The 24,246-nt window shown below is 62.6% G+C and carries 13 protein-coding genes and 4 tRNA genes; 11 read left to right on the top strand and 6 right to left on the bottom strand.

Annotated elements, in window-relative coordinates; translation table 11 throughout:
- Positions 1–115: 115 nt before the first annotated feature.
- Positions 116–373 (top strand): hypothetical protein, encoded by a 258-nt coding sequence (locus tag RM6536_RS00850; RefSeq protein WP_081094631.1) that lies wholly within the window; start codon positions 116–118, stop codon positions 371–373.
- A gap of 142 nt (positions 374–515) precedes the next feature.
- On the opposite strand, the gene panB is transcribed toward RM6536_RS00850, so the two are convergent.
- Both panB and RM6536_RS00840 read right to left on the bottom strand, forming a co-directional pair.
- Complete coding sequence (panB, locus tag RM6536_RS00845; RefSeq protein WP_060823659.1) at positions 516–1,442, bottom strand: 3-methyl-2-oxobutanoate hydroxymethyltransferase; 927 nt, start codon at positions 1,440–1,442, stop codon at positions 516–518.
- 66 nt (positions 1,443–1,508) lie between these two features.
- A complete protein-coding gene (locus RM6536_RS00840) occupies positions 1,509–3,326 on the bottom strand; it encodes a hypothetical protein (RefSeq protein WP_060823658.1) in 1,818 nt (605 codons plus the stop codon).
- Between the two features lie 473 nt (positions 3,327–3,799).
- Between RM6536_RS00840 and glnA the strand changes: the two genes are divergently transcribed.
- From glnA to RM6536_RS00805, 7 genes are all read left to right on the top strand, one after another.
- Positions 3,800–5,140: a type I glutamate--ammonia ligase gene (glnA, locus tag RM6536_RS00835; protein WP_012903787.1), complete on the top strand. Its 1,341-nt coding sequence runs from the start codon at positions 3,800–3,802 to the stop codon at positions 5,138–5,140.
- A gap of 220 nt (positions 5,141–5,360) precedes the next feature.
- Positions 5,361–8,747 (top strand): bifunctional [glutamine synthetase] adenylyltransferase/[glutamine synthetase]-adenylyl-L-tyrosine phosphorylase, encoded by a 3,387-nt coding sequence (locus RM6536_RS00830; RefSeq protein ID WP_171840165.1) that lies wholly within the window; start codon positions 5,361–5,363, stop codon positions 8,745–8,747.
- Positions 8,748–9,144: 397 nt separating this feature from the next.
- Positions 9,145–9,217 (top strand) — tRNA-Gly (locus RM6536_RS00825).
- Positions 9,218–9,264: 47 nt separating this feature from the next.
- A tRNA-Cys gene (locus RM6536_RS00820) sits at positions 9,265–9,335 on the top strand.
- Between the two features lie 24 nt (positions 9,336–9,359).
- Positions 9,360–9,431 (top strand) — tRNA-Val (locus RM6536_RS00815).
- 604 nt (positions 9,432–10,035) lie between these two features.
- The gene (locus RM6536_RS00810) at positions 10,036–11,031 is read left to right on the top strand and encodes an HNH endonuclease (protein WP_060823657.1); all 996 of its coding nucleotides are present in this window, start codon (positions 10,036–10,038) and stop codon (positions 11,029–11,031) included.
- 303 nt (positions 11,032–11,334) lie between these two features.
- Entirely contained in the window at positions 11,335–12,696 is a 1,362-nt protein-coding gene (locus RM6536_RS00805) for a hypothetical protein (RefSeq protein ID WP_060823656.1), read from the top strand.
- 386 nt (positions 12,697–13,082) lie between these two features.
- Here the strand turns inward: RM6536_RS00805 and hrpA are convergent, their stop codons facing one another.
- The gene (gene hrpA / locus RM6536_RS00800) at positions 13,083–17,648 is read right to left on the bottom strand and encodes an ATP-dependent RNA helicase HrpA (RefSeq protein WP_060823655.1); all 4,566 of its coding nucleotides are present in this window, start codon (positions 17,646–17,648) and stop codon (positions 13,083–13,085) included.
- Positions 17,649–17,933: 285 nt separating this feature from the next.
- Here hrpA and RM6536_RS00795 point away from each other — a divergent pair, with 285 nt between their 5' ends.
- Positions 17,934–18,395, top strand: a complete 462-nt coding sequence (locus tag RM6536_RS00795) for a helix-turn-helix domain-containing protein (RefSeq protein WP_060823654.1) — start codon at positions 17,934–17,936, stop codon at positions 18,393–18,395.
- A 56-nt stretch (positions 18,396–18,451) separates the two neighbouring features.
- On the opposite strand, the gene RM6536_RS00790 is transcribed toward RM6536_RS00795, so the two are convergent.
- From RM6536_RS00790 to RM6536_RS00780, 3 genes are all read right to left on the bottom strand, one after another.
- Complete coding sequence (locus RM6536_RS00790; RefSeq protein ID WP_060823653.1) at positions 18,452–19,597, bottom strand: alpha/beta hydrolase; 1,146 nt, start codon at positions 19,595–19,597, stop codon at positions 18,452–18,454.
- Positions 19,598–19,611: 14 nt separating this feature from the next.
- Complete coding sequence (locus tag RM6536_RS00785; protein WP_060823652.1) at positions 19,612–20,559, bottom strand: NADP-dependent oxidoreductase; 948 nt, start codon at positions 20,557–20,559, stop codon at positions 19,612–19,614.
- A 232-nt stretch (positions 20,560–20,791) separates the two neighbouring features.
- A tRNA-Arg gene (locus RM6536_RS00780) sits at positions 20,792–20,865 on the bottom strand.
- Positions 20,866–20,939: 74 nt separating this feature from the next.
- Here RM6536_RS00780 and argS point away from each other — a divergent pair.
- The gene (gene argS, locus RM6536_RS00775; protein WP_060823651.1) at positions 20,940–22,604 is read left to right on the top strand and encodes an arginine--tRNA ligase; all 1,665 of its coding nucleotides are present in this window, start codon (positions 20,940–20,942) and stop codon (positions 22,602–22,604) included.
- Positions 22,605–22,687: 83 nt separating this feature from the next.
- Positions 22,688–24,208 (top strand): diaminopimelate decarboxylase family protein, encoded by a 1,521-nt coding sequence (locus RM6536_RS00770; RefSeq protein ID WP_060823650.1) that lies wholly within the window; start codon positions 22,688–22,690, stop codon positions 24,206–24,208.
- Positions 24,209–24,246: the final 38 nt, after the last annotated feature.

Here is a 24,246-nt window from a genome sequence, read left to right as displayed (position 1 = left end):
GGACAGAAGACCGGGAGGGGAGGAGGACCGTGAGAAGCCCCGCCTGCCACATTGCCACGAACCCCTGCGCGTGAGAAGCTAGAAACACCAACCCCTCACCATCGAAGGAGAACCCATGAGTGAGAAGAAAAACCGCCTGAGCGAAGCCATCGAATCGGCGGTCGAAAAGACCCTGAACTCGGCGACCGAAGCCACCAGCCCGCATCCCGATGAGTACTGGTACAACCTCAAAACCGGCGAGGTTGAGCACGGCCAGCAGAGCGCCGTCACCTCCCTGTGGGGCCCCTTCAAAACCTACGAGGAGGCGGCACACGCCATGGACCGCGCCCGCGAACGCAACGAAGCTTGGGATAAGGACAGCGACTGGAGCTAAAGATTCAACGCTCCCGGCGTTGTTTGAGGCTACCAACACCACAAAAAGTTTGAGACACAGAAGACCCCCGCACCCGGAAACACCGGATACGGGGGTCTTTCTTCATCAAGCTTTTTCTCAGGCTTTCTTCTCAGCCTAAAGCCTACTCAAAAGTGTGCTCAGCCGCCGGGAACTCACCCGAACGAACCTGCTCACGATAAGCACGCGCAGCGTCCTCCATGACCTGGCCAACCTGCGCAAACTGCTTCACAAAACGAGGCACGCGACCGGAACGAACACCCATCATGTCCTGCCACACCAGCACCTGACCGGTCGTCACATTCGAGGCACCAATGCCGATGGTCGGCACGGCGCCCACAGCCTCATCCACCAGCTGCGCGGTCTGGGCGGTCACCATCTCCATGAGCACGCAGAACGCGCCAGCCTCAGCCAACGCCACCGCATCCTCACGAACACGCGCAGACGCATCGCCGCGGCCCTGAACCCGGAAACCACCCAGGGCATGCTCCGACTGCGGGGTGAAACCAACATGAGCCACCACCGGAATACCGGTACGCACCAGGGCACGAACCCACTCGGTCATCGAAGCGTCCGCCTCAATCTTGACCGCGTGCGCGCCGCCCTCCTTCATCAGGCGAACAGCGCTCGCCACCGCCTGCTGCGGGGACTGCTCATACGAACCAAACGGCAAATCGGCAACCACCATGGCGCGGGAAGCGCCGCGAGAAACCGCCGCAACCATCGGAATCATCTCATCCAGGGTAATGGTCAGGGTCGACTCGTAACCGAGCACCACATTCGCCGCGGAATCGCCCACCAGCAGCATGTCGATGCCCGCGCGATCAAAAATCTGCGCGGTCAGGGCGTCGTAGCAGGTCAGCATGGAGAACTTCTGCCCGGTCGCCTTGGCCTGCGCCAGGTGAACGGTACGCACCTTCTTGACGGTGTCCAGGTCAAAAGGCTTCTGTGCCGATGCGGATGCAGAAGCAGTCGCGGGAGCATCCGCGGAGGTAGCGGCAGGCTGTGCCGCGTAGGGCGAAGAGATCTCGGAAGAACGCTCAGTAGTCATGCTGACTATTCTAACCCTGTACGGCTCCAACCTGGCGTACCGCTCACCACGAGGGAACAACTATGCCTAGTTCCAGATGAGGTTGATGTAGTAGGTCGGGAACGACGCAGCGGCGTTCTTATTCATCAGCTCCGGAATAGCGGAAGAAGCATCCTCAAACTCGCGCGGCAGATCGCGCTGAATGAGCGCCTGCTGCACCAGCGCATCCCAGTAGAGCTGGGTAATCGAGTAGGTGCAGACTTCCTTCACAACGTCCTCCGCGTAGGACTCCCACGCCTTCTTCGCCGCGTCATCGGTGCCGAAGAAACCCTCATAACCCTGAGACAGCCCCGTATCGCAGGCGTTCACCGCGTTCTTCGCGTACTGCAACCAGTAGCTGCGGCTCAACTCATCGGTGGTGTTGAAAGTAAACGCCTCATAGTCTGCCTTCAGCAGGGCGTACGACGCCTGAATAGAGCCGGCAAGCGGGGCGTGCGAAGAGAAGACAATAACGTCCAGAAGAGCAGCGATGTACTCCATCTGCGCCTTCTCGTACGCAATACCGGAGGGCTGAACCGGACCGGAATGCATCTGCACCAGCGCCTCCACCGCATTGATAAAACGCTCAATGTCCGCGGTCGCCTTCACCATCAGATTCAGCAGACGCTGAACACACTGATAATCCTCAGCAATCTGCGAGAACAAACCATAGGACAGGATGCCGCGCTCAGAAGCCGCCGCCGCCAGAATCTGGCTCGTCAACCGCTGGCTTTCTGCCTCAGCCTTCGCCACAGTCGCCTGCAGGGCACCGCAATACGCCAGGGCGCGGCCATCCACCAGCTGAGGCTGTTGCTGATGCAAGGGCAGAAGACGCTCATGAATCTGACGGAAAATCGCGCTCTGCGCCAGAGCCTTCTTGCCCAGCTCCTCAGTCTTCAACAGCACGGTATCCGCCGAGAAATCACGTGGAACAAAACGGCGCGCATCCTTAGCAGTAAACGGCGAATAGGGGCGACCCATCACCGGCTGCAACAGTGACATTGTGGTAAACAGCGAAAAACGAGCCGCAACCGGGTACAGCGAATCCGGGTAGTTCGGCGCATCCGGTGCGTTGACACGCTCCGTGCACAGAGTCAACCAGGTCTGCTCCACCGCGCGATCAGACGTTATGCCAACACCCATACCCAGGATGCTCTCACCGAACGCCTCCGAAGGAAGCTTGCCGGGGTTCATGGCACGCGCCTGCATGAGCGCCACAGCCAGCTCCACCGTATAGTTCGTGCGGCGCTTCTTGCCCGCCTCGTCAAGGTTCTGGAATGGACGCACACCCGCAATCTTCTGACCGCGCGCCAGCGTATGCAGCTCCTTGCTCATCGCGAACTGCTGCGGCTCACGCTGCATCATCTTCGACACCTCGTAGGCGCTCTTGCGGTTCAGCTTCTCACGGCGCTGAGCGCCCTCAGCGGAGAGAGAATCATACTTGCCGCGCGTTGCGTGCACATACCAGGCACGAATCAGCTGCAACGGCAGGAAGAAGAACGCGAACTTCCACGACCACGTGAAGAGAAGAATCGGAATGACCGCAATCGACCCCACACGACCCGTATAACCGAGCCACAGAAGCTCCACAAACGCACCCACCACAGCAAAGAACGCCACGGTGCGAGTCCTAAACGCCACGCGGGAAGGGCGGTCCAGCAGGTAGGTTGCGCCGCCAGACTTGTTGTTCCTCATGACCAGCGGACCAAACGCCGCAATCGCCATAATGCACGCCAGGTAGACAATGCAGAAAACAACCGGTGCCGCAATAAGCAGCAGCCACTCTAAACCGGTGGGGTCGGCAGCGACGATGCTGGACGCCAGCGGAAGCTGTACGGTCGAGGGAAGAAGAATGGAATGTAGCATACCCCCATTATCGCAAGGCGACCCTGAACACGCCCCGCGAACCGTCATATGCCGACTATCTGGGCACAGGTAGACAAGCATAGGTAGGGAGTAACCACCCGACCGTAGCAAAAGTGGGGGAGCGGTCACCCTCCATCACCCCAGCACCGCCCAGAATCTGAGCTACCGCAGCACACAAGCGAGAATTTACACAAACGAAACCTCCCACCCACCCGCCACACAGCAGAACCCGATAGGCTAGATAACAACAGGACACACGCCGGGGCAAGGAGGCGCCAGCACCGCTGGCACGCCGCCCGCCGCACCCCCCTGGAATCCTCTGGAATCTTCTGGAACCTACGGGACATGAAGGGTCTTCCGCAGCTGGGCCTTTCGTAGCAGGGTCTTCCGCACCTCGGCAGCAAATTTAGCGCGCCTCCGCCACCCACAGACGGGTACCGTGCGGATGCGCGCCCGCACCGAGAGGGCAACTCATGGACCGTCAACAGGAATTCGTACTGCGCACCATCGAAGAGCGCGACATCCGCTTCATCCGCCTCTGGTTCACCGACGTGGTCGGCACCCTCAAATCCGTTGCGCTCGCACCGGCTGAAGTAGAAAGCGCCTTCGATGAGGGCTTGGGCTTTGACGGCTCCTCGATTGAGGGTTTCTCCCGCATCTACGAATCCGACATGCTGCTGCAGCCGGACCCCTCCACCTTCCAGATTCTGCCCTGGCGCGGCGAGGAAGACTACACCTCCCGCATGTTCTGTGACGTGCTCACCCCCGACGGCGAGATCAGCGCCTCCGACACTCGCGGCGTGCTCAAGCGCGTGCTCAACAAGGCGGCCGAGATGGGCTTCACCTGCTACACCTCGCCCGAAATTGAGTTCTACCTGCTCGAATCCTCCAAGCTCGGTGCTGACGGATTCCCCGTGCCCGTGGACTACGAATCCTACTTCGACCACACCCCCGGCGGCATCGTGCAGGACTTCCGCCGCAAGGCAGTGACCATGCTCGAAGAAGTCGGCATCTCCGTCGAATTCAGCCACCACGAAACCGGCCCCGGCCAGAACGAAATCGACCTGCGCCACGCCGACGCCCTGCAGACCGCCGACAACGTCATGACCTTCCGCACCGTCATCAAGGAAGTCGCCTACTCGCTGGGCATGTACGCCACCTTCATGCCCAAGCCCTTCACCAAGTACGCCGGCAGCGGCATGCACACCCACTTCTCCCTCTTCGAAGGCGACACCAACGCATTCTTCGAAGCCGGTGCCGAATACCAGCTGTCCAAGACCGCACGCCACTTCATTGCCGGTGTGCTCAAGCACGCCCCCGAATTCACCGCGGTCACCAACCAGTTCATCAACTCCTACAAGCGTCTCTGGGGCGGTGGCGAGGCGCCCTCCTACGTCTCCTGGGGCCACAACAACCGCTCCGCGCTCGTGCGCGTGCCCCTGTACAAGCCGAACAAGATGCAGTCCGCACGCATCGAGTACCGCGGCCTGGATTCGGCATCGAACCCGTACCTCGCCTACGCGGTGATTCTCGCCGCAGGCCTGAAGGGCATCGAAAACGAGTACCCACTCATGCCCGCCGTGACCGAAGACCTCGCCGCCATGACCAACGCCGAACGCCGCGCCATGGGCTACAACCCGCTACCCGCATCCCTGCGTGAAGCCATCAACATCACCGAAGAATCCGAGTTTATGGCGGAGGTTCTGGGTGAGCAGGTCTTCGAGCAGTTCCTGCGCAATAAGCGCGCCGACTGGGACCAGTACCAGGCTCAGGTGACCCCGTACGAGCTCAAGCACAACCTCGGAATCCTCTAACGGCTGGATCCTTTCACCTCCTCGGACGATGAGTGAACGCTGACAGCCTCAGGGCGGTACCCGCTACCGGTCAACATGCCGGCGGGTACCGCCCACAGGCGTATCAGCATTACTTGTCTTCGCCGAAATCTTTACTCTCCACCCCACGGATCTATTCCCTACCCACAGGTCTCTACCCACAGGTCTCTACCCACCGATCTCTACCCACGGTTCTCACGCTATGACTGACAGCTCCCATTACCCGGCCACCGGGCTCATCCGCATTATCGACCCCGCCAAAGAACCCAAACCGCTCACCGACATTGCCCCCGACGCGCTCGACGACGAGCAGCGCGCCGAAGCCGAACGCAAAGCCCAGCTACGCATGCACACCCGCATGATTGCCACCGGCTTCCACGACCCGTCCAAGGCCGAACGCTGGCTCAACGCACCCGAACTGAAGCACGTCTCGCAGGATGCGCTCTTTGCCGGGCTGCACCTCGCCCCCTCACCGGATATTGCCCTGCCCGCCCTCGTGCGCCTCATCGAGAAGCACCCGGCGGTCGCCGAGCGCGCCAACCGCGGCAAAGAAGAATTCGGCATGTACCGCCTGCTTGGTGCCTCCCAGGCGATTGGCGATTTTCTCTACCGCCGCCCCGAGCTCATCGACCCGCTCTTCGACACGCAGGTGTACCCGGCTGAGAGCGTGCTGATTCGTTCCCAGCACCCGGCGTCGATTCTGCCGGAAACCGACGGGGAATTCCTGACCCCCATCGCACCGCTGGACACCCCCTATCGCCGCGATATCCTCACCGCACTCGGCGCCGACCCCCGTGCGGAGCGTCCGCGCGCTGCCGCCGAACAGACCGGCAAAGACGGCTACGTGACCCTGCGCGTTGCCTACCGTGCCGCCCTGGCGCGCATCGCCCTGCTCGACGTGTGCTGTGAAGACCCGGTCGAAATGATGCCCACCATCGGTCGTCACCTCGCCGATTTGGCTGCTGCCGCGCTGGAGGGTGCGCTCGCCATTGCGCGTACCGAGGTAGCGGAGGGGCTGGGCCCCGGCCTGGTGGCTCCACGCCGAGGCGAAGCCGTAGATGCCCTGGACCTGGCGATTATTGGCATGGGTAAGTGCGGTGCCCGCGAGCTGAACTACATCTCTGACGTTGACGTGGTGTACGTGGTTGCGCCCGTAGAACCCGCTGCCGCGCCCAATACCGGGGCAGCCAATACCGGGGTGGAGGGGGAGAGCGCCCCGCTCAAGCTCACCGAGAACGAATGTTCCGCCATCGGCACGGAGCTCGTGCACGCCCTCACCCGCGCCATCATGGGCCCCGCACCCGAACCCGCCCTCTGGGAGGTCGACGCGAACCTGCGCCCCGAAGGCAAGGACGGCCCGCTCGTTCGCACCGTCGAATCCTACGTTCAGTACTACAAACGCTGGGCCGAAAACTGGGAGTTCCAGGCGCTACTCAAGGCGCGCCCCATCGCCGGTTCGGCGCAGCTGGGCGCCCGCTACGCCCGCGCAATCGACCCCTTCGTGTGGGAGTCCGCCGCCCGTGATTCCTTTGTGGAATCCGTGCAGGCGATGCGCGCCCGCGTGACCGACAATATTCCCTCGCACCAGGTGGATCGCCAGATTAAGCTGGGACCGGGCGGTCTGCGCGATATTGAGTTCACCGTACAGTTGTTGCAGCTCGTGCACGGTCGAACCGACCCCGCCGTGCGCACCAAATCCACCGTGGATTCCCTGGCGGCGCTGACCGCCGTCAGCTACATTAGCCGCACCGATGCCGAGGCGTTCAGCCGCGACTACAAGAAGCTGCGAGTGCTGGAGCACCGCATCCAGCTGCAGCAGCTGCGCCGCACCCACCTGATGCCCGAGAAGGACGCCGAACAGCGTGCCCTCGCCCGCTCGATTCTGTCCCCGGAACGCAACGGCACGCTCTCCGCCGAGCAGATGCTCAAGGCGTGGCAGAAAATTAAACGGAACGTCCGTTCACTGCACGAGCGAATCTTCTTCCGCCCGCTACTCGCCGCCGTCTCCACGCTCAGCCGCGACGAAGTGGTGCTCAGCGAACAGGCGGCACAGGACCGTCTGGCTGCCCTTGGCTACCGCGACCCGCGCGGCGCCATGCGCCACATCAAGGCACTCACCACGGGTCTTTCCCGCAGTGCAGACATTCAACGTCACCTCATGCCCGTGCTCCTGGGCTGGTTCGCTTGCGGTGTGGACGCGGACGCCGGCCTGCTCGGATTCCGCATCGTCTCCGAATCGCTCGGCAGCACCAGCTGGTACCTGCGCATGCTCCGCGACTCACCCGCAGCCGCCGAACGCCTCAGCCAGCTGCTCTCCAGCTCGCGTCTCATGACCGACCTGCTCGAGGACGCCTCAGCATCCATCGCCTGGCTGGACAAGGTCGCCGACCTCAAACCGCTGGGGGAGGAGGCGCTCGCCTCCGAGATTTCCTCCCTGCTGGCACGCCACGAGGACGCCGCCGAGGCGATGCGCGCCGTGCGCTACCTGCGCCGCCGCGAAACCCTGCGCACCGCCATGGGCTGGACGCTGGGCATCGTCGACATCGAGGACACCTGCGCCGGTCTTGCCGCCATTGACGAGTGCACGATCGGTGCGGCGCTGCAGATTGCCCTGCGCGAACTCCAGGCGGCACAGGAAAGTACTGAACCTGCCGAAGCAGCCGAAGCTACCGAAGCCGCCGAAGCTGAGGAGGCAGCGGGGGAGAAGCTGCTCACCCGCATCGCCGTCATCGGCATGGGCCGCCTCGGCGGCGCAGAGAACGGCTTCGGCTCCGACGCGGACGTCATGTTCGTCCACGAACCCCTCGACGGGGCCGACGAAGACGCCGCACAGGAACAGGCGGCACGCATCGTCAACCGCACCCTGGCGCTCCTCAAACAGCCCGTCAAGCCCGCCATTCGCGCCGAACGGCCCCTCGAAGTGGACGCCGACCTGCGCCCCGAAGGCAAGCAGGGCGCTATCGTGCGCTCGCTGGACTCCTACCGCTCCTACTACGAACGCTGGGCGGAAACCTGGGAATTCCAGGCGCTCACCCGCGCCCGCCCCATCGCCGGCGACGAGGAGCTCGGGCACGCCTTCGTGGAGCTCATCGACCCGTACCGCTACCCGGCAACTTTCACGCCCGAACAGGTGCAGCAGATTCGCCGCATGAAGGCGCGCGTCGAGAACGAACGCATGCCGCACGGTGCCGACCGCACCCGCCAGCTCAAGCTCGGCCGCGGCGGACTCTCCGACGTGGAATGGCTGGTCCAGCTTGTGCAACTACGCCACGCGCACGCCGTGCCGGGGCTGCGCACCACCTCCACCCTGAAAGCGCTGGACGCGGCGGTTGAGGCGGGACTGGTCGAGGCTGCGGACGCTGAAATCCTCAGCGGCGCCTGGCTGCTTGCCACGAAGATTCGCGGCGGCAACGTGCTACGCGGCGTACGCCAGTCGGATACTTTGCCCTCAGGTCGTGACGATTTGGAGGCGATTGCCCGCTGGTGCGGATACCCCGCCGGCAGTGCACGCGCCCTCGAAGAGGACTACCTGCGCCAAACCCGCAACGCCCGCAAGGTCTACGAGCGACTCTTCTTCGAAGAACTCTAGAGACTCTAGAAAACATGAGCCTGGCGTTTTCGCCGGTGCGGATTTCCGGTGCGGATTTCATAGGGGAGGGGTAGGGGACCCGGTTCCCCGCCCCTCCTTTTCGTTCTCTTTTGAAAAATTTTGTGGATGCTCAGTGGGTATCGTGCGCCCGCAGCTACCCTCACGGGACCAGTAACCACCCCAAAACCCTGAAAATGTGACCGGCACCATGGAAATAAATTTTGCTCGCGCTCCTCAAAAACAAAGCAAAACACCCCGTTCTGCCCCGGAAACACGCGGAACATAGGGTAATTGGCAAAGGATTTGGCAAACACTCAAAAACCCCGTATAGTATTTACCTGTCAGCACGACGGAGCGAAAAACTCCTCGGAATGATTCAAATTGAATACGCTGATATGCGGTTGTAGCTCAGTTGGTAGAGCACCACCTTGCCAAGGTGGATGTCGCGAGTTCAAGTCTCGTCAACCGCTCGTAAGGACTCCAAGAGTTCGAACGCGTTCCTTCGTGGAGCGTATGCGGTGAGGTGGTCGAGTGGTTAGGCAGCGGCCTGCAAAGCCGTGTACGCGGGTTCGAATCCCGTCCTCACCTCGCAACAAAACAACTGTTTTGTGAGCGCGATTGGCGCAGCGGTAGCGCGCTTCCCTGACACGGAAGAGGTCACTGGTTCGATCCCAGTATCGCGCACAGATAAACCCCTTAGCTTTACGGCTAAGGGGTTTTGTGTTTAACTTTTTGGTTTCTTGGGTTTGCGGAGGGGGTGCTCCTCCTTGTTCTTATGCATGCTCTGGAGGCGGTGCTGCGTATATTTCCTCCGCGCCGTCGCAGGGGACCCGCCCTCGCTTCGCTTCGGGCACCCTGAGGGCGCATCCGGAAAATACGTTCGCACCGCTCAGCGCCTCGGACATCACGACGGAGGACACCACCCCTCCGCCTCGTAGGTGAAACACTCGGCCCCGGTTCAGTAAGTGCGGGGCTTGGGTGCACGATACCGGCATAACGAACTGGAGGGGGAGGGAGCTGTCACCTTCTCGGCCTTCTGCTGGCTCCGCCAAGCCTGCATTTGTAAGGCGTGCATCTTACACACTTCCTCTGCGCCGTCGCAGGGGACCCGCCCTCGCTTCGCTTCGGGCACCCTGAGGGCGCATCCGGAAGGTGTAAGCCTGCCGCCGAACCTTTTCAATAGCTCACTGGTATGACCAAAAGCTTTGCGCGTGGTACCCACCTCCGATACTCTAATGGAGGAAATCTATCACTCACAGATACACCGCCGTATCGCAAAGGAACACCCGTGAAATCCTTCCTCAAAGGGTTCGGCATCTTCTTCGCCGTATGCCTCGCCTTCTCCCTCTGGTACGTCATCCTTGGCGTTGTCATCATCGTGCTCATTCTGGGCATCATCCTGACCATCCGCAAAAACCGGTACTTCGCATCCCCCGAATTCCAGACGCACCGCCAACGCACCGCCACACTCGCCAGCGAATACAACGAAGTCGCCAGCTACATACACGACATCTACACTCGCGGAATCTACGAACTCGGCACCCCCACCAACGGCATGTACAGCCACCTCGCCACCGTCGAAGTTCAACAACCCAAAACCTGGCAGACGCTGCTACAGAAGAAACCTGAAGGACGCCACCCGCACGTCTACACCGCTTCTGCCTCAACCATCCAAGAAGCTGAGCGGGACCCCATCGGTAGCCTCACCAAATACTTCCACATTGAAGCCGACCTGCAAACCCTCAAAGACGTACAACGACTCTCCGACGATATCGCGCGCCTCGAAACCGCGATCGACAACGTGCGACGCCGCGAAGACGACATGCTCGCACACATCAACCCGCCCCAGTTCATCACCAAGCAATACGCCAACGAGTTCTGGAACAAACTCAACGTCTGCCACGTGGGACTGACCGTGCCGTACCCCGTTTACCGTTTCGAATACGCCTCGCCCGGCGGCAAAGAAAACCGCGCCGTCACCGTCACCCTCGACACCCCAACCCTCGACGCGCTCTCCGAAACCCTAGAACGCAAAATACGCTGGGCGTGGCCCGAAGGCGGCGAACGCACCCTCATGACCGCCCAACTGCGCCAACGCATCAAAGAACGCGACAACTACACCTGCCAAAACCCCGGATGCAGCAACTCCATCATGCGTGAACGAATCCTCATCCTAGAGGTCGTCCACAAGGTGCCGCTCTCCGAAGGCGGCAACAACGAGCCCGAGAACTTGCAGACCCTCTGCTGGCGTTGCGTACGCGGACGGAACGTGCGGCTCGCATAAAGCCGCACCACCCAAAAGCGACATCAGGGTGCCACCCCGGGCGCTCTCCGTAGCGAAGCAAGGAGGAGCGGAGCAAGGATCGGCGGAGCGTTCGGGTGCGGCGGGTTCCCCTGCAGGAGCGCAGGAAGGGAGCGCGAGGCGTCCAAAGGCACCCATACAGTGCGCTAACCAGGGATTTAGCTAACCAGGGATTTATGTTAAAGCTGAGGTTCAAGGTATGCTTTTCCTCAGCGTCCGGGCGCAGACCTACAGGCTCCCGCATCCGCGACACACACATCACCCCAACTGAATAAAGGGCATACCATGTCTACTTCCATGACCCGCCGCAAGCTCGTCGCCGGTGCAGCCTGGGCGGCACCCGTCGTCGCAGCCTCCGCAACCATCCCCTCCTACGCAGCGTCCGTCGCGGCAGACTGCACCTTTGCCGCACACCCGGCGTACAACATCTCCGGCACCGACGAAGGCACCAAGACCGTGCAGAGCTTCGCCGTGCCCAACAACGTTCACAAGCTCCGCTTCGAGCTGGTTGGCGGCGCAGGCGGCACCAACAACCGCATGACCCCGGCCGGATCCGGCGCGAAGGTCAGCGGCATCATTCCCGTCACCCCCGGCTCCACCGTGCAAATCATCGCCGCAGCAGGCGGTATTGGTGACGGCTCCCTCACCCCCACCGCCGGCGGTGAAGGCTACGGTAACGGCGGCTCCGTACCCGTCTACACCATCCCCGGCAACATCACCGCGCAGGTCGACGCCAAGTACGCGGACCCGGCGAACTCCAAGAGCCAGGTCTACGCCGCATCCGGCGGCGGCTCCTCCGCACTGCTCATCGACGGCGCCGTCGTAGCTGTGGCAGGTGGCGGTGGCGGCGCGGGCATGACCAGCTCCGGCGTGTCCTACGCAGACCCCTGGTACTCCAACCTCGACGGCCAGATCGACGCAGGTGTGGCGCCCCTCGGCTCGGATGCATCCCCGCAGTTCGACGCGGCGGGTAGCGCCTCCGCAGCGGCAGGCTCCAACGGCACCCCCGGCTCCGAAATCTACAAGGCTGAACGCACCAAGGTCCTGACCTACAACTCCGGCTTCGGCGGCGCAGCGGGCGTAGGCGGTGCAGGCGGCGCGGCAGGCACCCTGCCGGTTAGCGGCCCCATCATCGGCTTTGAAACCACCAACAGCCAGGTGCTGTTCAGCCAGTTTGTTGCCGGTAACGCGGGCACGGGCGGCTTCGCGGGCAACGGCGGTGACGGTGCGGGCGCGTACTCCTACCAGCTGGATGAGAACCCTGCCAGCGTGCACGAGAAGGGCACCTACGAGGACCGCAGCTGGGACCTGGACATCTACCATGACGAGGGCGCGTACGCACAGAACTTCAACGGCTACCAGTCCGTGGTGTCCGGTGGCGGCGGCGCAGGCTACGGAGGCGGCGGTTCCGGCGCGGCGCAGTCCGTCTCCTCGATTGTGCTGACCCAGAAGTGGCTGAACAGCCCGACTGGCGTGCGTCAGGGCGTCGGCTACACGATGCAGGGCGGCGCAGGTGGCGCGGGCGGCTCGTACATTGCACCGTCCGTGAGCGAGGGCGCGATTGTTTCGGCTGAGAATGCGCCGCAGTGGATGCGCGAGCGCGGTAACGGCTCCGTGACGGTGACCTTCTGCGAGGCGGCAGCCTAACCTTCTTGGTTACTCTTGCCAATTCACGGGTGGGAGGCGGCTATGCCTTCCGGAAGCGACATCAGGGTGCCGTCCCGGGCGCTCTCCGCAGCGGAGCAAGGAAGAGCGGAGCGTCCGGGCGCGGCGGGTTCCCCTGTAGGAGCGGAGGAAGTGCATAGCTTGCCGACCCATCGGGTGTAGAAAACCGTAGAGACACAAAGAGTCCCCCACACGAGGTGATCGTGCGGGGGCTCTTTGCCGTTCACGGCGCAAGCCGAGGCGGGAACCTACCGCGGAAGGCGGTGTCGTCCGTAGCGACATCAGGGTGCCCGAAGCGAAGCGAGGGCGGGTTCCCCTGTAGGAGCGAGGACGAACACCGCCGTCCGCACAACCGGTAGTCTCAAGATCTAACGCTTGATAGCGTCCAGCGCCTCACGCTGAGCCTTTGCAATGCGCTTCTCAGACACCGTGTAGGCGGTACCAAGCTCCTGTGCGAAGAAGCTGACGCGCAGCTCCTCAATCATCCAGTTCACGCGGTGGAGCGCATCCGGCACGATGGTGCCTGCCGGTAGCGACTTGACCGCGTTATCGTAGGAGTCTTCCAGGTCCTGCACGGTGAGCATGAGCTGGTTGTCGCGGTGCAGGTTCGGGCCGAGCTTCGTCAGGCGCACCTGGGCGGCCTTGAGGTAGCGCGGGATGTGAACCAGCTGGTCGTAGCCGGTTTTCGCCACGAATCCGGGGTAGACGAGGTTCTCCATCTGTGCCTTCACGTCGGAGACGGCGTGCATGGTCGTCAGCGAGGTTGCCTTCTTGATGGCCTTCTTCAGCGCGGTGGCTTCGGAGAGGATTTCGGCGACGAGCTTGGTGACGTCGAAGACCGTCTCGATGAGTTCGGCACGTACGTGCTCGTAGAGTTCGCTGTATTCGGCGTACGTGAAGATGGGGGTGTGCGGCACGAGGTGGTCGAGTGCCGCGACGGTGCAGTCGCGGATGAGTTCGTCGATGGAGCCGTGCGGGTTCTGCGTGAAGACGATTTTCTCCTTGTGGGAGAGGTGTTCGCTCACGTAGCGTACGGGCGAGGGCACCTGCAGTTGGAGCAGGCGGATGATGCCGCGGCGCTGGGCGTGGAGCTGTTCGGCTTCGGTGGGGAAGATACGCAGACCTACGCTGGTTTCTTCGTCGACGAGGGCGGGGTAGCCGTTGACCGCTTGAGTGGCGATGATGCGCTGTACCTTGCGGGGGATTTCTCCGTTGGGGAAGAGGTCGGCGGGGAATTCGGTGAGGCCGCTGATTTCGCGTACCTGCGAGCCGTGTGCGTCGGTCGGCTGTGCCGTCTGCGCGGTGCCGCCCTGTGCGTTTTTCGCGCCCTTCTTCGCAGAAGCCGCGGAGCTACCCGAGTTGCCTGAGCTGCCCGTGCCGCCCTGGGCGAGCGCCACCATTTTTGCCATGGTGTCGTCGGATGCGCCGAGGGAGTCGGCGAGGGCGCTGCGGATCTCCTTGTGGAGCTGCTGCTGCAGGGCGCGCAGGTCCTTGCCTTCGCCGAGGATTTTGTTGCGTGCGTTGCGCACCTGGAATCCCATTTTCAGGTGTTCGGGCACGGCGTCCCAGTTGAAGGCTTCGGGCTCGACAACGACGCCGCGCAGGCGGCGTAGTACGAGTGCCAGGGAGGGGATGAGTTCGTCGGTGGCGGGGGAGTAGTCCTCTTCCAGGGCGGCGCAGGCGGCGCGTGCCACGTCGGGTGCGGGCACGAAGTTGCGTCGAATCGCCTTGGGGAGCGATTTGATGAGTGCGGTGACGAGTTCGTGGCGCAGGCCGGGGATTTGCCAGCGGAACGGTTCGGGACTCAGCTGGTTGAGGAAGAGAATCGGTACCTGCACGGCCACACCGTCGCGCTTGGCGGCGTCGGTGCGGGCGCCTCCGATGCCGGCGGTGGGGGCGTATTCGTAGCGCAGGTCGAGGGTCAGTTCGCCGCTGTCGGTGCGCTGCACCCACTGGCGGGGGAACTGGGAGTCGTCGTAGTCGGCGGCTTCCTCGTTGATGAGCTTTTCGGGGTTGAAGTCCAGGTAGTTGTCGTCTTCGAGACGTGCCTGCTTCCACCACTTGTCGAAGGAGCGCACATCCGTCACGTGGGCGGGGATGCGTGCGTCGTAGAAGGCGAAGAGTACGGAGTCGTCTACGCGCAGGTCGCGGCGGCGCAGGCGTGCTTCGAGTTCTTCGACTTCGGCGAGGGCGCGCTGGTTACGCAGGTAGAACTTGTGCTGGGTGTGCCATTGGCCTTCGACGAGGGCGGACTGGATGAACAGTTCGCGGGCTGCTGCGGCGTCTACGCGGGCGTACTGCACGGGGCGGTCGGCGTAAATGGTCAGGCCGAAGAGGGTGCCCTTGGCGTAGGCGACTGCCGCGCCGGAGCTGAGGGACCAGTGCGGTTCGGAGTATTGCACGCTGATGAGGTGCTTGCCGATTTCTTCGATCCACTGCGGGTCGATGGAGGCGTTGGTGCGCGCCCACAGGCGGGAGGTTTCGACGAGTTCGGCGGAGAGCACCCAGTCGGGGCTCTTTTTGAACAGGCCGGAGCCGGGGAAGATCGCGAACTTGGTGCCGCGTGCGCCGAGGTATTCGCGGGGGCCGCGGTTGCGTCCCTTGGAGTCCTTTTCGCGTTCTTCCTTGGCGCCCACGTGCGAGAGCAGGCCGGAGAGCAGGCTCTTGTGGATGTCGATTTCGTGGGCGGAGGCGTTGATGTCCCTGCCGCCGCTGGCGTGAATGTTGGCGGTGCGTCCCATTTCGCGTAGCTGCGCGAAGAGGTCCTGCCACTCGCGGATGCGCAGGTAGTTGATGAACTCGCGGTGGCACATCTTGCGCAGCTGCGAGGAGGACAGCGCCGCCTGCTGTTCGTTGATGTAGTCCCAGAGCAGCAGGAAGGAGGAGAAATCGGAGGTGTCGTCGATGAAGCGGGCGTGCATGGCGTCTGCTTCGGCGCGCACGTCGGCGGGGCGTTCGCGCGGGTCCTGGATGGTCAGGGCGGCGGCGAGCACCATCATTTCCTTGGCGCAGCCGCGGCGGCCGCCTTCGATGATCATGCGGGCCAGGCGCGGGTCCACGGGGAATGCCGCCATGGCTCGGCCGATGGCGGTGAGGGTTGCGCTATTGCCGCGGACCTTGCGGGGGGCGCGGGGGCGTTCGGTGAGCGCGCCGAGCTCGCGGAGCAGGTTCACGCCGTCGTTGATGGCGCGGGATGCGGGCGGCTGCACGAACGGGAAGCGGGAGATGTCGCCGGGTTCGCGGACCACGCCGATTGCAATCATCTGCAGGATGACGGCTGCGAGGTTGGTGCGCAGAATTTCGGGGTCGGTGAACTCGGGGCGCGAGTTGAAGTCTTCTTCGGAGTAGAGGCGGATTGCGATGCCGTCGCTGACGCGGCCGCATCGACCGGAGCGCTGGTTGGCGCTTGCCTGCGAGATGCGTTCGATGGGCAGGCGCTGAACCTTGGTGCGTGCCGAGTAGCGGGAGATGCGTGCGGTGCCGGTGTCGATGACGTACTTGATGCCGGGCACGGTCAGCGAGGTTTCGGCAACGTTCGTGGCGAGTACGATGCGCGGGCGGGATCCGGGGGAGAACACGCGGTGCTGTTCGGCGAGCGAGAGGCGCGCGTACAGGGGTAGCACTTCGTAGTTCAGGCGCGGCGACTTGAGAACCATTGCCTCGATGGCGTCTTTGGCGTCGCGAATTTCGCGTTCGCCGGAGAAGAAGATGAGGATGTCGCCGGGGGCTTCCTTGGAGAGCTCCTTGATGGCGTCGAGGATGCCGTCGGTGGGGTCGTGGTCGTCTTCGATTTCGTCGTCGCTGAGGTAGTCTTCCTCGTCGAGCGGGCGGTAGCGGATTTCCACGGGGTAGGTTCGGCCGGACACCTCAATGATGGGCGGCGCGTCGTCGGGCAGGATAGCTTCGGCGATTTCGCGTTCTTCGGCGCTGAGGTTTTCGTCGACGATGCCCTTGCCCGGCACGTAGCTGGGGGAGAAGTGGCGCGCGAAACGTTCCGGGTCGATGGTCGCGGAGGTGATGATGACCTTCAGATCCGGGCGCTGCGGCAGGATGCGCTTGAGGTAGCCGAGGATGAAGTCAATGTTCAGGCTGCGTTCGTGCGCCTCGTCAATGATGAGGGTGGAGTAGCGGCGCAGTAGCTTGTCGGTCTGAATTTCGGCGAGCAGAATGCCGTCGGTCATGAGCTTGATGGCGCTGTGTTCGCCAACTTCGGAGGTGAATCGCACCTGGTAGCCGACGGTTTCGCCAATTTTCTGTCCGAGTTCTTCGGCGATGCGTTCGGCGACGGAGCGTGCGGCGAGTCGGCGCGGCTGGGTGTGGCCGATGAGGCCCTTTGCGCCCAGGCCCAGGTCGAGGCACATTTTGGGAATCTGGGTGGTTTTACCGGAGCCGGTTTCACCCGCGATGATGACGACCTGGTTGTCGCGGATCGCGTTCATGATGTCTTCGCGGCGTTCGCTGACGGGCAGCTCTTCGGGGTAGGTGATGACCTCGGGGATGAGCGGCTCGTAGCGGCGCGGTGCCGGGCGGTTCTGCTGGTTGCCGCCCTGCTGGTTGCCCTGGTTGCTTTGGTTGCCGCCCTGCTGGTTGCCCTGCTTGCGGGCGCGGTTGGGACCGCCTCCGCGTCGGTTGGAGCGGGAGGCGTTGGAGTTGCGTTCGGAGGCACCGCGGGAGGAGTTCTGGCGGTCTGCGTTATTCTTCTGGGCGCTGTTCTTCTGCGCACCCTTCTTCGGGGCGCCGTTATTTACCGCGTTGCTCTCAGCGGTTTTAGCTGCGGTCTTTTCGCCGGTTTTTGCACTGGTTTTTGCACCGGTTTTTTCGGAGGATCGTACCTTTGCCGCGTGGATTGCGGCTGCCATGCTCGCCATGGTGGGGGCGGTGCGGGGGGCCTTAGAAGTATCTGCGTGTTTCTTCGTGGATTTCTGCTCAGACATATCCTATCCAGTGTACTCGCCTTGCCCGCGGTGGGCTTGGGGTGTGCTTTGTTTGTCATATTTGGGTTTGTTCGCGGGAACCCGGGGTGGGCAGCGGCGGAATGATGGCCCTCAAAAGGGTAGTTAAGATATAATAAATAACATCAAATGCTATCTATATAGCTAATAAATATTCATTTGAATTATATGCACTACAGATGCGAATTAACTGTGCTTCTTAACTTTCTTTCGATAGTTTCGTTCAACTGCTACAGTGGTGAATAACACAGTAACGAAGGAGTGACTATGCCATCACCAAAGACGTACCCGGCAACACGTGCTGCAGTGTTGGATTGCTGCGAAGATGGGCAGCAGGAAGAAATTCACCACCGCTGCGAAGAACTCTTCCAAGCCCTCGTTCACGCGAGTCTGCGCACCCACTTCGACCGCCTCAGCGCCGAAGAAACCCTCTACCTGGTCACCGGCGACGGCGAGCGCGTACAGATTTCTCCCGAAATGTACGGACCCCTCACCTCCGTAGCGCGCGCATTCGCCGACCGTAAGGATGTCTGCGTGGTACGCCAGGACCGCCTGATGACCACGCAGGAGGCGGCAGACTACCTGGGCGTATCCCGCCCGACCGTTGTTCGCCTGCTGGAGCGCGGAGATATTCCGTTCGAGCGCATTAACACGCACCGTCGCGTTGCTTTTGATGACCTCGAACGTTACCGCCTTGAGCACGAATACGTGAACCGCCGCGTTCGCTAAACCCGCATCTGGTCAATCACCGTCTGAATCAATCACCGTCTGATCAATCACTCTGGTCAGACAGTACGGTTCAGAAATTGCAGCATCTGCTGAACAATCTCGGGGCTAAAACAGCGCGAATCCCCGTGTTCGGCATCCGGAACCAGCACCAAATCGGTAGGCACCTGCCGCGTGCGCAGCACCTGATACACCCGCACCGATTGCTGGTACGGCACACACGAATCACTAATACCGTGCACGAGCATGAGGGGCGTGGCACCGCCGCTTGCACCCTGTGCTAAGGCACTTTCGAACTTATTCACTCGTTTCTGGGGGCGTACCGCATCGATAGGATGCGCACGCTCCCAGTTCTTTTGGGCACGCTCGATGCAGACACCCGGAACCGCCCGCTCACCCTTGGACGCGTCGATAGTAGACGCATCGGCGGGCACCGGGTAGGTGCTTCCCAGCAGTCGCCATTCGGCGCCGTCATCCTCGGGGTGATCGAGGGCGTAGCCAGCCAGGGGACGGTCGGTGAAGATGGTCCTCAAATCGCTGACCCCGTAAAACGAAGCCGCCGCCGCCACCTGCGAACTATGGTGCGGGTAGGCGCTCGCCGCCCTGCCTTCAAAGTATTCCTCGTGCTCGGGCGCGCTCGCGGAACTCTCTGCGGCGGAATCTCCCGTATGCGCAACCAGCATGCTCAGGTGCCCGCCGGCGCTTCCGCCCGCTACCGCAATGCGCTGCGGGTCAATACCGAACTCGTGCGCGTTGGCGCGGAAGAAACGCACCGCCTCCTTCACATCGTGCAGGGCGCCGGGGAAGAGCGCCTGATGCGAATACCGGTAGTTGATGGATGCGACCGCCCAGCCTGCCTGCTGAAAGGCGGCGCGCATGAGCGCCTGGGTGTTGGGCTGCTCCCCGTTAGGGGTGCGCAGGACGGTGTCGCGTAGGGCCTGGTTGGTGCCGAAGCGCCAGGCGCCACCGTGAACCCACACAAGCAGCGGCGCGGGGGAAGAACTTTCAACAGCCGCGGGGAAGAAGTCGTAGGCGAACGCCTCGCGAGCTACCGGCGATTGCGCGCCGTAGTCGGGTAGCGAGTGGGCATCGTAAAAGCCCGCCTCGCGGTAAAAACCGCAGCGGTACTCGGTATTCTCAGCGTTCATCGCACCCTCAGCGTTCATTGCGCCCTCAATCTTCGGCGCGCTCTCAGAAGTCTGCATAAATCAGCGCCGCGTTAGGGAACCAGTACGATCTTGCCGCGGGTGCGTCCCGCCGCCACCAGGGCGTGAGCCTGCGCAGCCTGCGAAAAATCAAGCACCTGATCCACGTGCACCTTCAACAGGCCCAGGGACATGAGGCGGGCAATCTCCTGCATCTGCACACGGTCCGGGTGAACCGTCAGCCACTGCGCCTCAAAGCCGCGCTCACGCGCCACATCCAGCGGATCGGGGCTGGTCAGGGTCACAATACGGCCGCCGGGAACCAGCACCTCCAGCGAATCGAGGAAGGTCTGCTGACCGGTGGAATTGAGCACCACGTCCATGGTCTGCCCCAGTACGGCACGGAAATCCTCGGTGCGGTAATCAATGGGCTGGGCACCGAGCGAGCGCACAAACTCGTGGTTCGCCGCGGAAGCGGTCGCAAAAACCTGAGCGCCCGCCTGAGCCGCCAGCTGAACGGCGAGGTGACCGACCCCTCCGGCACCGGCGTGAATGAGCACGCGCTCGCCTTCCTTCAATCGCGCTACTTCGAAGAGTGCCTGGTATGCGGTCAGCGCCGCTAGGGGAGCGCCGCCCAATTGTGCGCAGGGAACATCGGCGGGCACCTTCACCAGCTGATGCGCCGGGGCGAGAACATACTCGGCGTACGCGCCGGCGGGGGAGGGGAAAGAAACAAGACCAAATACGCCGTCGCCCACTTTAAAACCTGTGTAGTCGCCGGCGGTAGCAACCACGGTGCCGGCAACATCCCAGCCGGGCACGAAGGGCTTGTACGACGGATCTGCCAGCTGAGCGGCGGGACCCAGACCCTTGCGAGTGGTCACATCAATCGGATTGACACCGGCGGCAACCGTCTTTATGAGCACGTGACCGCGCACCGGCGAGGGGATGGGTACGTTTGCTTCGTGCAGAACGCTTTCGTCGCCCCATTCGGTGAGCTGGATTTGGCGCATGGTGGTCATCGGGTTACCTCCGCTGTTGTGACTTGGGCCGTGCTGATGTGAACGGTGTGCGCGTTTCCCCATTCTCTCAAGGGTGCGAGCGTTGCCACAATAGGGAGGCGGGTAGTGTCCACGCTCTGGTGTTGGAGAGTGCCGTATGAACGCTTGCCCAGAGGTGGACGTTAAATAAAAAGGAGCCGACACCCGCTGTGTGAGTATCGGCTCCCGTGTTCCCTCTCGAATAAGAACATCGTGCCCCTGAAAGGATTCGAACCTTCGACCCCCAGTACCGGAAACTGGTGCTCTAATCCGCTGAGCTACAGAGGCAACCCACTTATGGTATCAGATAAGCACTAGATAACGGGTCAGGCACCTGCCAAGGCTTGCTAGAATAGTTTGTTATGACTCCTGAAGAACTCTCCGAAGCCATTGCGCTTGCCCTTGAAGAAACCATTTCCTCCGGCCAGCTGACCCTCGTGGAGGGCGCTGAACTGCCCGCCGTCCGAGTGGAGCGCCCCAAGTCCCGCGAACACGGCGACTGGGCAACCAACGTCGCTCTGCAGCTCGCCAAGAAGGTGGGCAAGAACCCGCGCGAGGCAGCAGCTCTTCTGGCTGAGAAGATTGGCGCCATCCCCGGTGTCGCATCCGTAGATATTGCTGGCCCCGGCTTCCTGAACATCACCCTGGACGCCGCAGCTGCCGGTGAGCTTGCCGCCACCATCGTTGAGGCTGGCGAAGCATACGGCCGTAGCGACAAGTTCGCCGGTAAGACCATCAACCTTGAGTTCGTGTCCGCGAACCCCACCGGCCCCATCCACCTGGGTGGCACCCGCTGGGCTGCCGTCGGTGATGCGCTCGCCCGCGTCCTTGAGGCTGAGGGCGCTAACGTGGTGCGCGAATACTACTTCAACGACCACGGCACCCAGATTGACCGTTTCGTGCGCTCCCTGATTGCCGCTGCACGCGGTGAGGAGACCCCCGAGGACGGCTACGCTGGCGCGTACATTGTTGACATTAAGGACCAGATTCTGGCTCAGCGCCCCGACGCGCTTGAGGCTGAGAACCCCGAAGAGATTTTCCGCGAAATCGGTACTCACCTGATGTTCGATCAGATCAAGGAGTCCCTGGCGGCGTTCGGCACCCACTTCGACGTGTTCTTCCACGAGAACTCCGTGTTTGAAGGCGGCAAGGTGGACGCCCTGCTTGAGACCATGCGTGAGAACGGCCAGCTCTTCGAGGCTGACGGCGCATGGTGGATGCGCACCACCGACTACGGTGACGACAAGGACCGCGTGGTCATCAAGTCTGACGGCAACCACGCCTACGTGGCGGGCGATATCGCCTACTACCAGGACAAGATGACCCGTGCGGTAAACCCTGCCGACGTGGCGATTTACATGCTCGGTGCTGACCACAGCGGCTACGTGGGCCGCTTGAAGGCTATCGCCCAGATTCTTGGCTACCGCGCCGACCAGATTGAGGTCATGATCGGTCAGCTGGTGAACCTGGTCAAGGACGGCAAGCCCGTCCGTATGTCCAAGCGCGCCGGCACCGTGGTCACCCTCGAGGACCTGGTCGAGGCCGTTGGCGTTGACGCGGCACGCTACGAGCTGACCCGCTACTCGGTGGACACCCCCATCGACATTGACCTGGGCCTGCTGACCTCCAAGAGCAACGAGAACCCGGTCTACTACGTGCAGTACGCTCACGCACGTACCGCCGCTGTGGCACGTAACGCCGCGGAGGCTGGCGTGAAGGTTGAGGACGGCGTGGACACCTCCCTGCTCGACTCGGCTGCTGACGGTGAGCTGCTGGCTGTGCTCGGCCAGTTCCCCGCCGCCGTGCGCGACGCCGCGAAGTTCTACGAGCCGCACCGCGTGAACCGCTACCTGGAGCAGCTCGCTTCGGCGTACCACAGCTGGTACGGCGTCTCCCGCGTTGCCCCCAAGGCTGATGAAGAGGTCACCGACCTGCACCGTACCCGCCTGCTGCTGAACAACGCAGCAGAGCAGGTGCTGGCTAACGGTCTGAACCTGCTGGGTGTGAGCGCACCCGAGCGCATGTAATACTCTCGTTTCAACCCCCGACCCCGTATGACCGGGGCGGGGGTTGAGCGTATGCCGGCAAAGATAGCTAAGAAAGAGACACGATGAGCGAAGCCCGCGCCCTCTACGCCCCCGAATGGCTCACCTACCCCGAGCACCCCGAGGCCCTGTCCCGCACCATCTGGACTGACTCCTTCACCCGCAATGAGCAGGGCGAGCTATGTATTGATGGCGTGACCGTCAGCGACCTGGTCGCTGAGCACGAAACCCCGCAGTACGTTTTCTCCGAGACGACTTTCCGTGCCCGCGCCCGCGCCTACCGCACTGCTTTTGAGCAGGCTTTCGCCGCGCACGGTGCGAAGGTGAGCGTCTACTACGCCGGTAAGTCGTTCCTGTCCACCGCGGTGGCGCGCTGGGCGACCGAGGAGGGGCTGTGCCTGGATACCGCCTCCGGTGGTGAGTTGGCGTTGGCTCTGCGCGCGCAGATGCCGGGCGCGAATATCGCTCTGCACGGTAACAACAAGTCGGAGGCTGAGATTGCCCGCGCGATCCGTAACGGTCTGGGCCGCGTGGTGGCTGATTCGGTGGACGAGCTCAAGCTCATTGAGGACGTGTACGCCGAGCTTGCCGCCGAGCGTGTGGCTGAGGGCGAGGAGCCTTACGCCCCGGTTCCGGTGCTGATTCGCATCACTCCCGGCGTGCATGCTTCGACTCACGAGTCCATTGCGACCGCGCACGAGGACCAGAAGTTCGGCATGTCCCTGCAGCCCGGCACCGCCGCGCTCGCCGGTCTGGAAGAAGCAGAGATGGAACACTGGGGTGTTGAGGCGACCGATTCTTACGCGGCACTGGCTGCCGCGATTCTGAACGCGACCGATTCCCTGGATTTCCGCGGTATTCACTGCCATATCGGTTCGCAGATTTTTGAGGCGGAGGGCTTCGAGCAGGCGGCTACTACCGCCCTGGAGTTCATGAACCGCCTCAACCGTGACCTGGGCGTGACCCTGCCGGAGCTGGACCTGGGTGGCGGCTACGGTATTGGCTACACCGAGGCGGATCACCCCCGCTCCATTACCGAGGTGACCGAGTCGATTGCCGCTTCCGTTGCGGCGACCTGCGAGCGTCTGGGCATGGAGATTCCGCACATGTCTTTCGAACCGGGCCGTTCCATTTCCGGTCCTTCGGGCGCGACCCTGTACACGGTCGGCACCATCAAGAACGTGAGCATCGAGGACGAGAACGGCGAGATTCGCGTGCGCCGCTACGTTTCGGTGGACGGCGGTATGAGCGATAACGCCCGCCCGGTGCTGTACGAATCGGATTATTCGGTGACCCTGGCGAATCGCGCCCCGGCGGGGGAGCAGGTGCTCTCTCGCGTGGTGGGTAAGCACTGCGAGTCCGGCGATGTGGTGGTTCGCTACTGCTACCTGCCTGCTGATCTGCAGGCTGGCGATATTCTGGCGGTTCCGGCGACCGGTGCGTACTGCTATGTGCTGGGTTCGAACTATAACTTCTTGACTCGCCCGCCGGTGATTGCGACCGCGCAGGGTCAGCCTTCGCGCGTGATGATTCGCCGTCAGTGCGAGGAGGATATGTTGGCGCTGGATATGGGCTCGGATATCTAGAGTCCTTAGCTCATAACCCCAGAACCTCAGAACCCCGG

The sequence above is a fragment of the Rothia mucilaginosa genome (genome assembly GCF_001548235.1).
GTDB lineage: Bacteria > Actinomycetota > Actinomycetes > Actinomycetales > Micrococcaceae > Rothia > Rothia mucilaginosa_B.
Note: the sequence above shows the minus strand (reverse complement) of the source record. Positions and strands in the feature narration are given on the sequence as shown.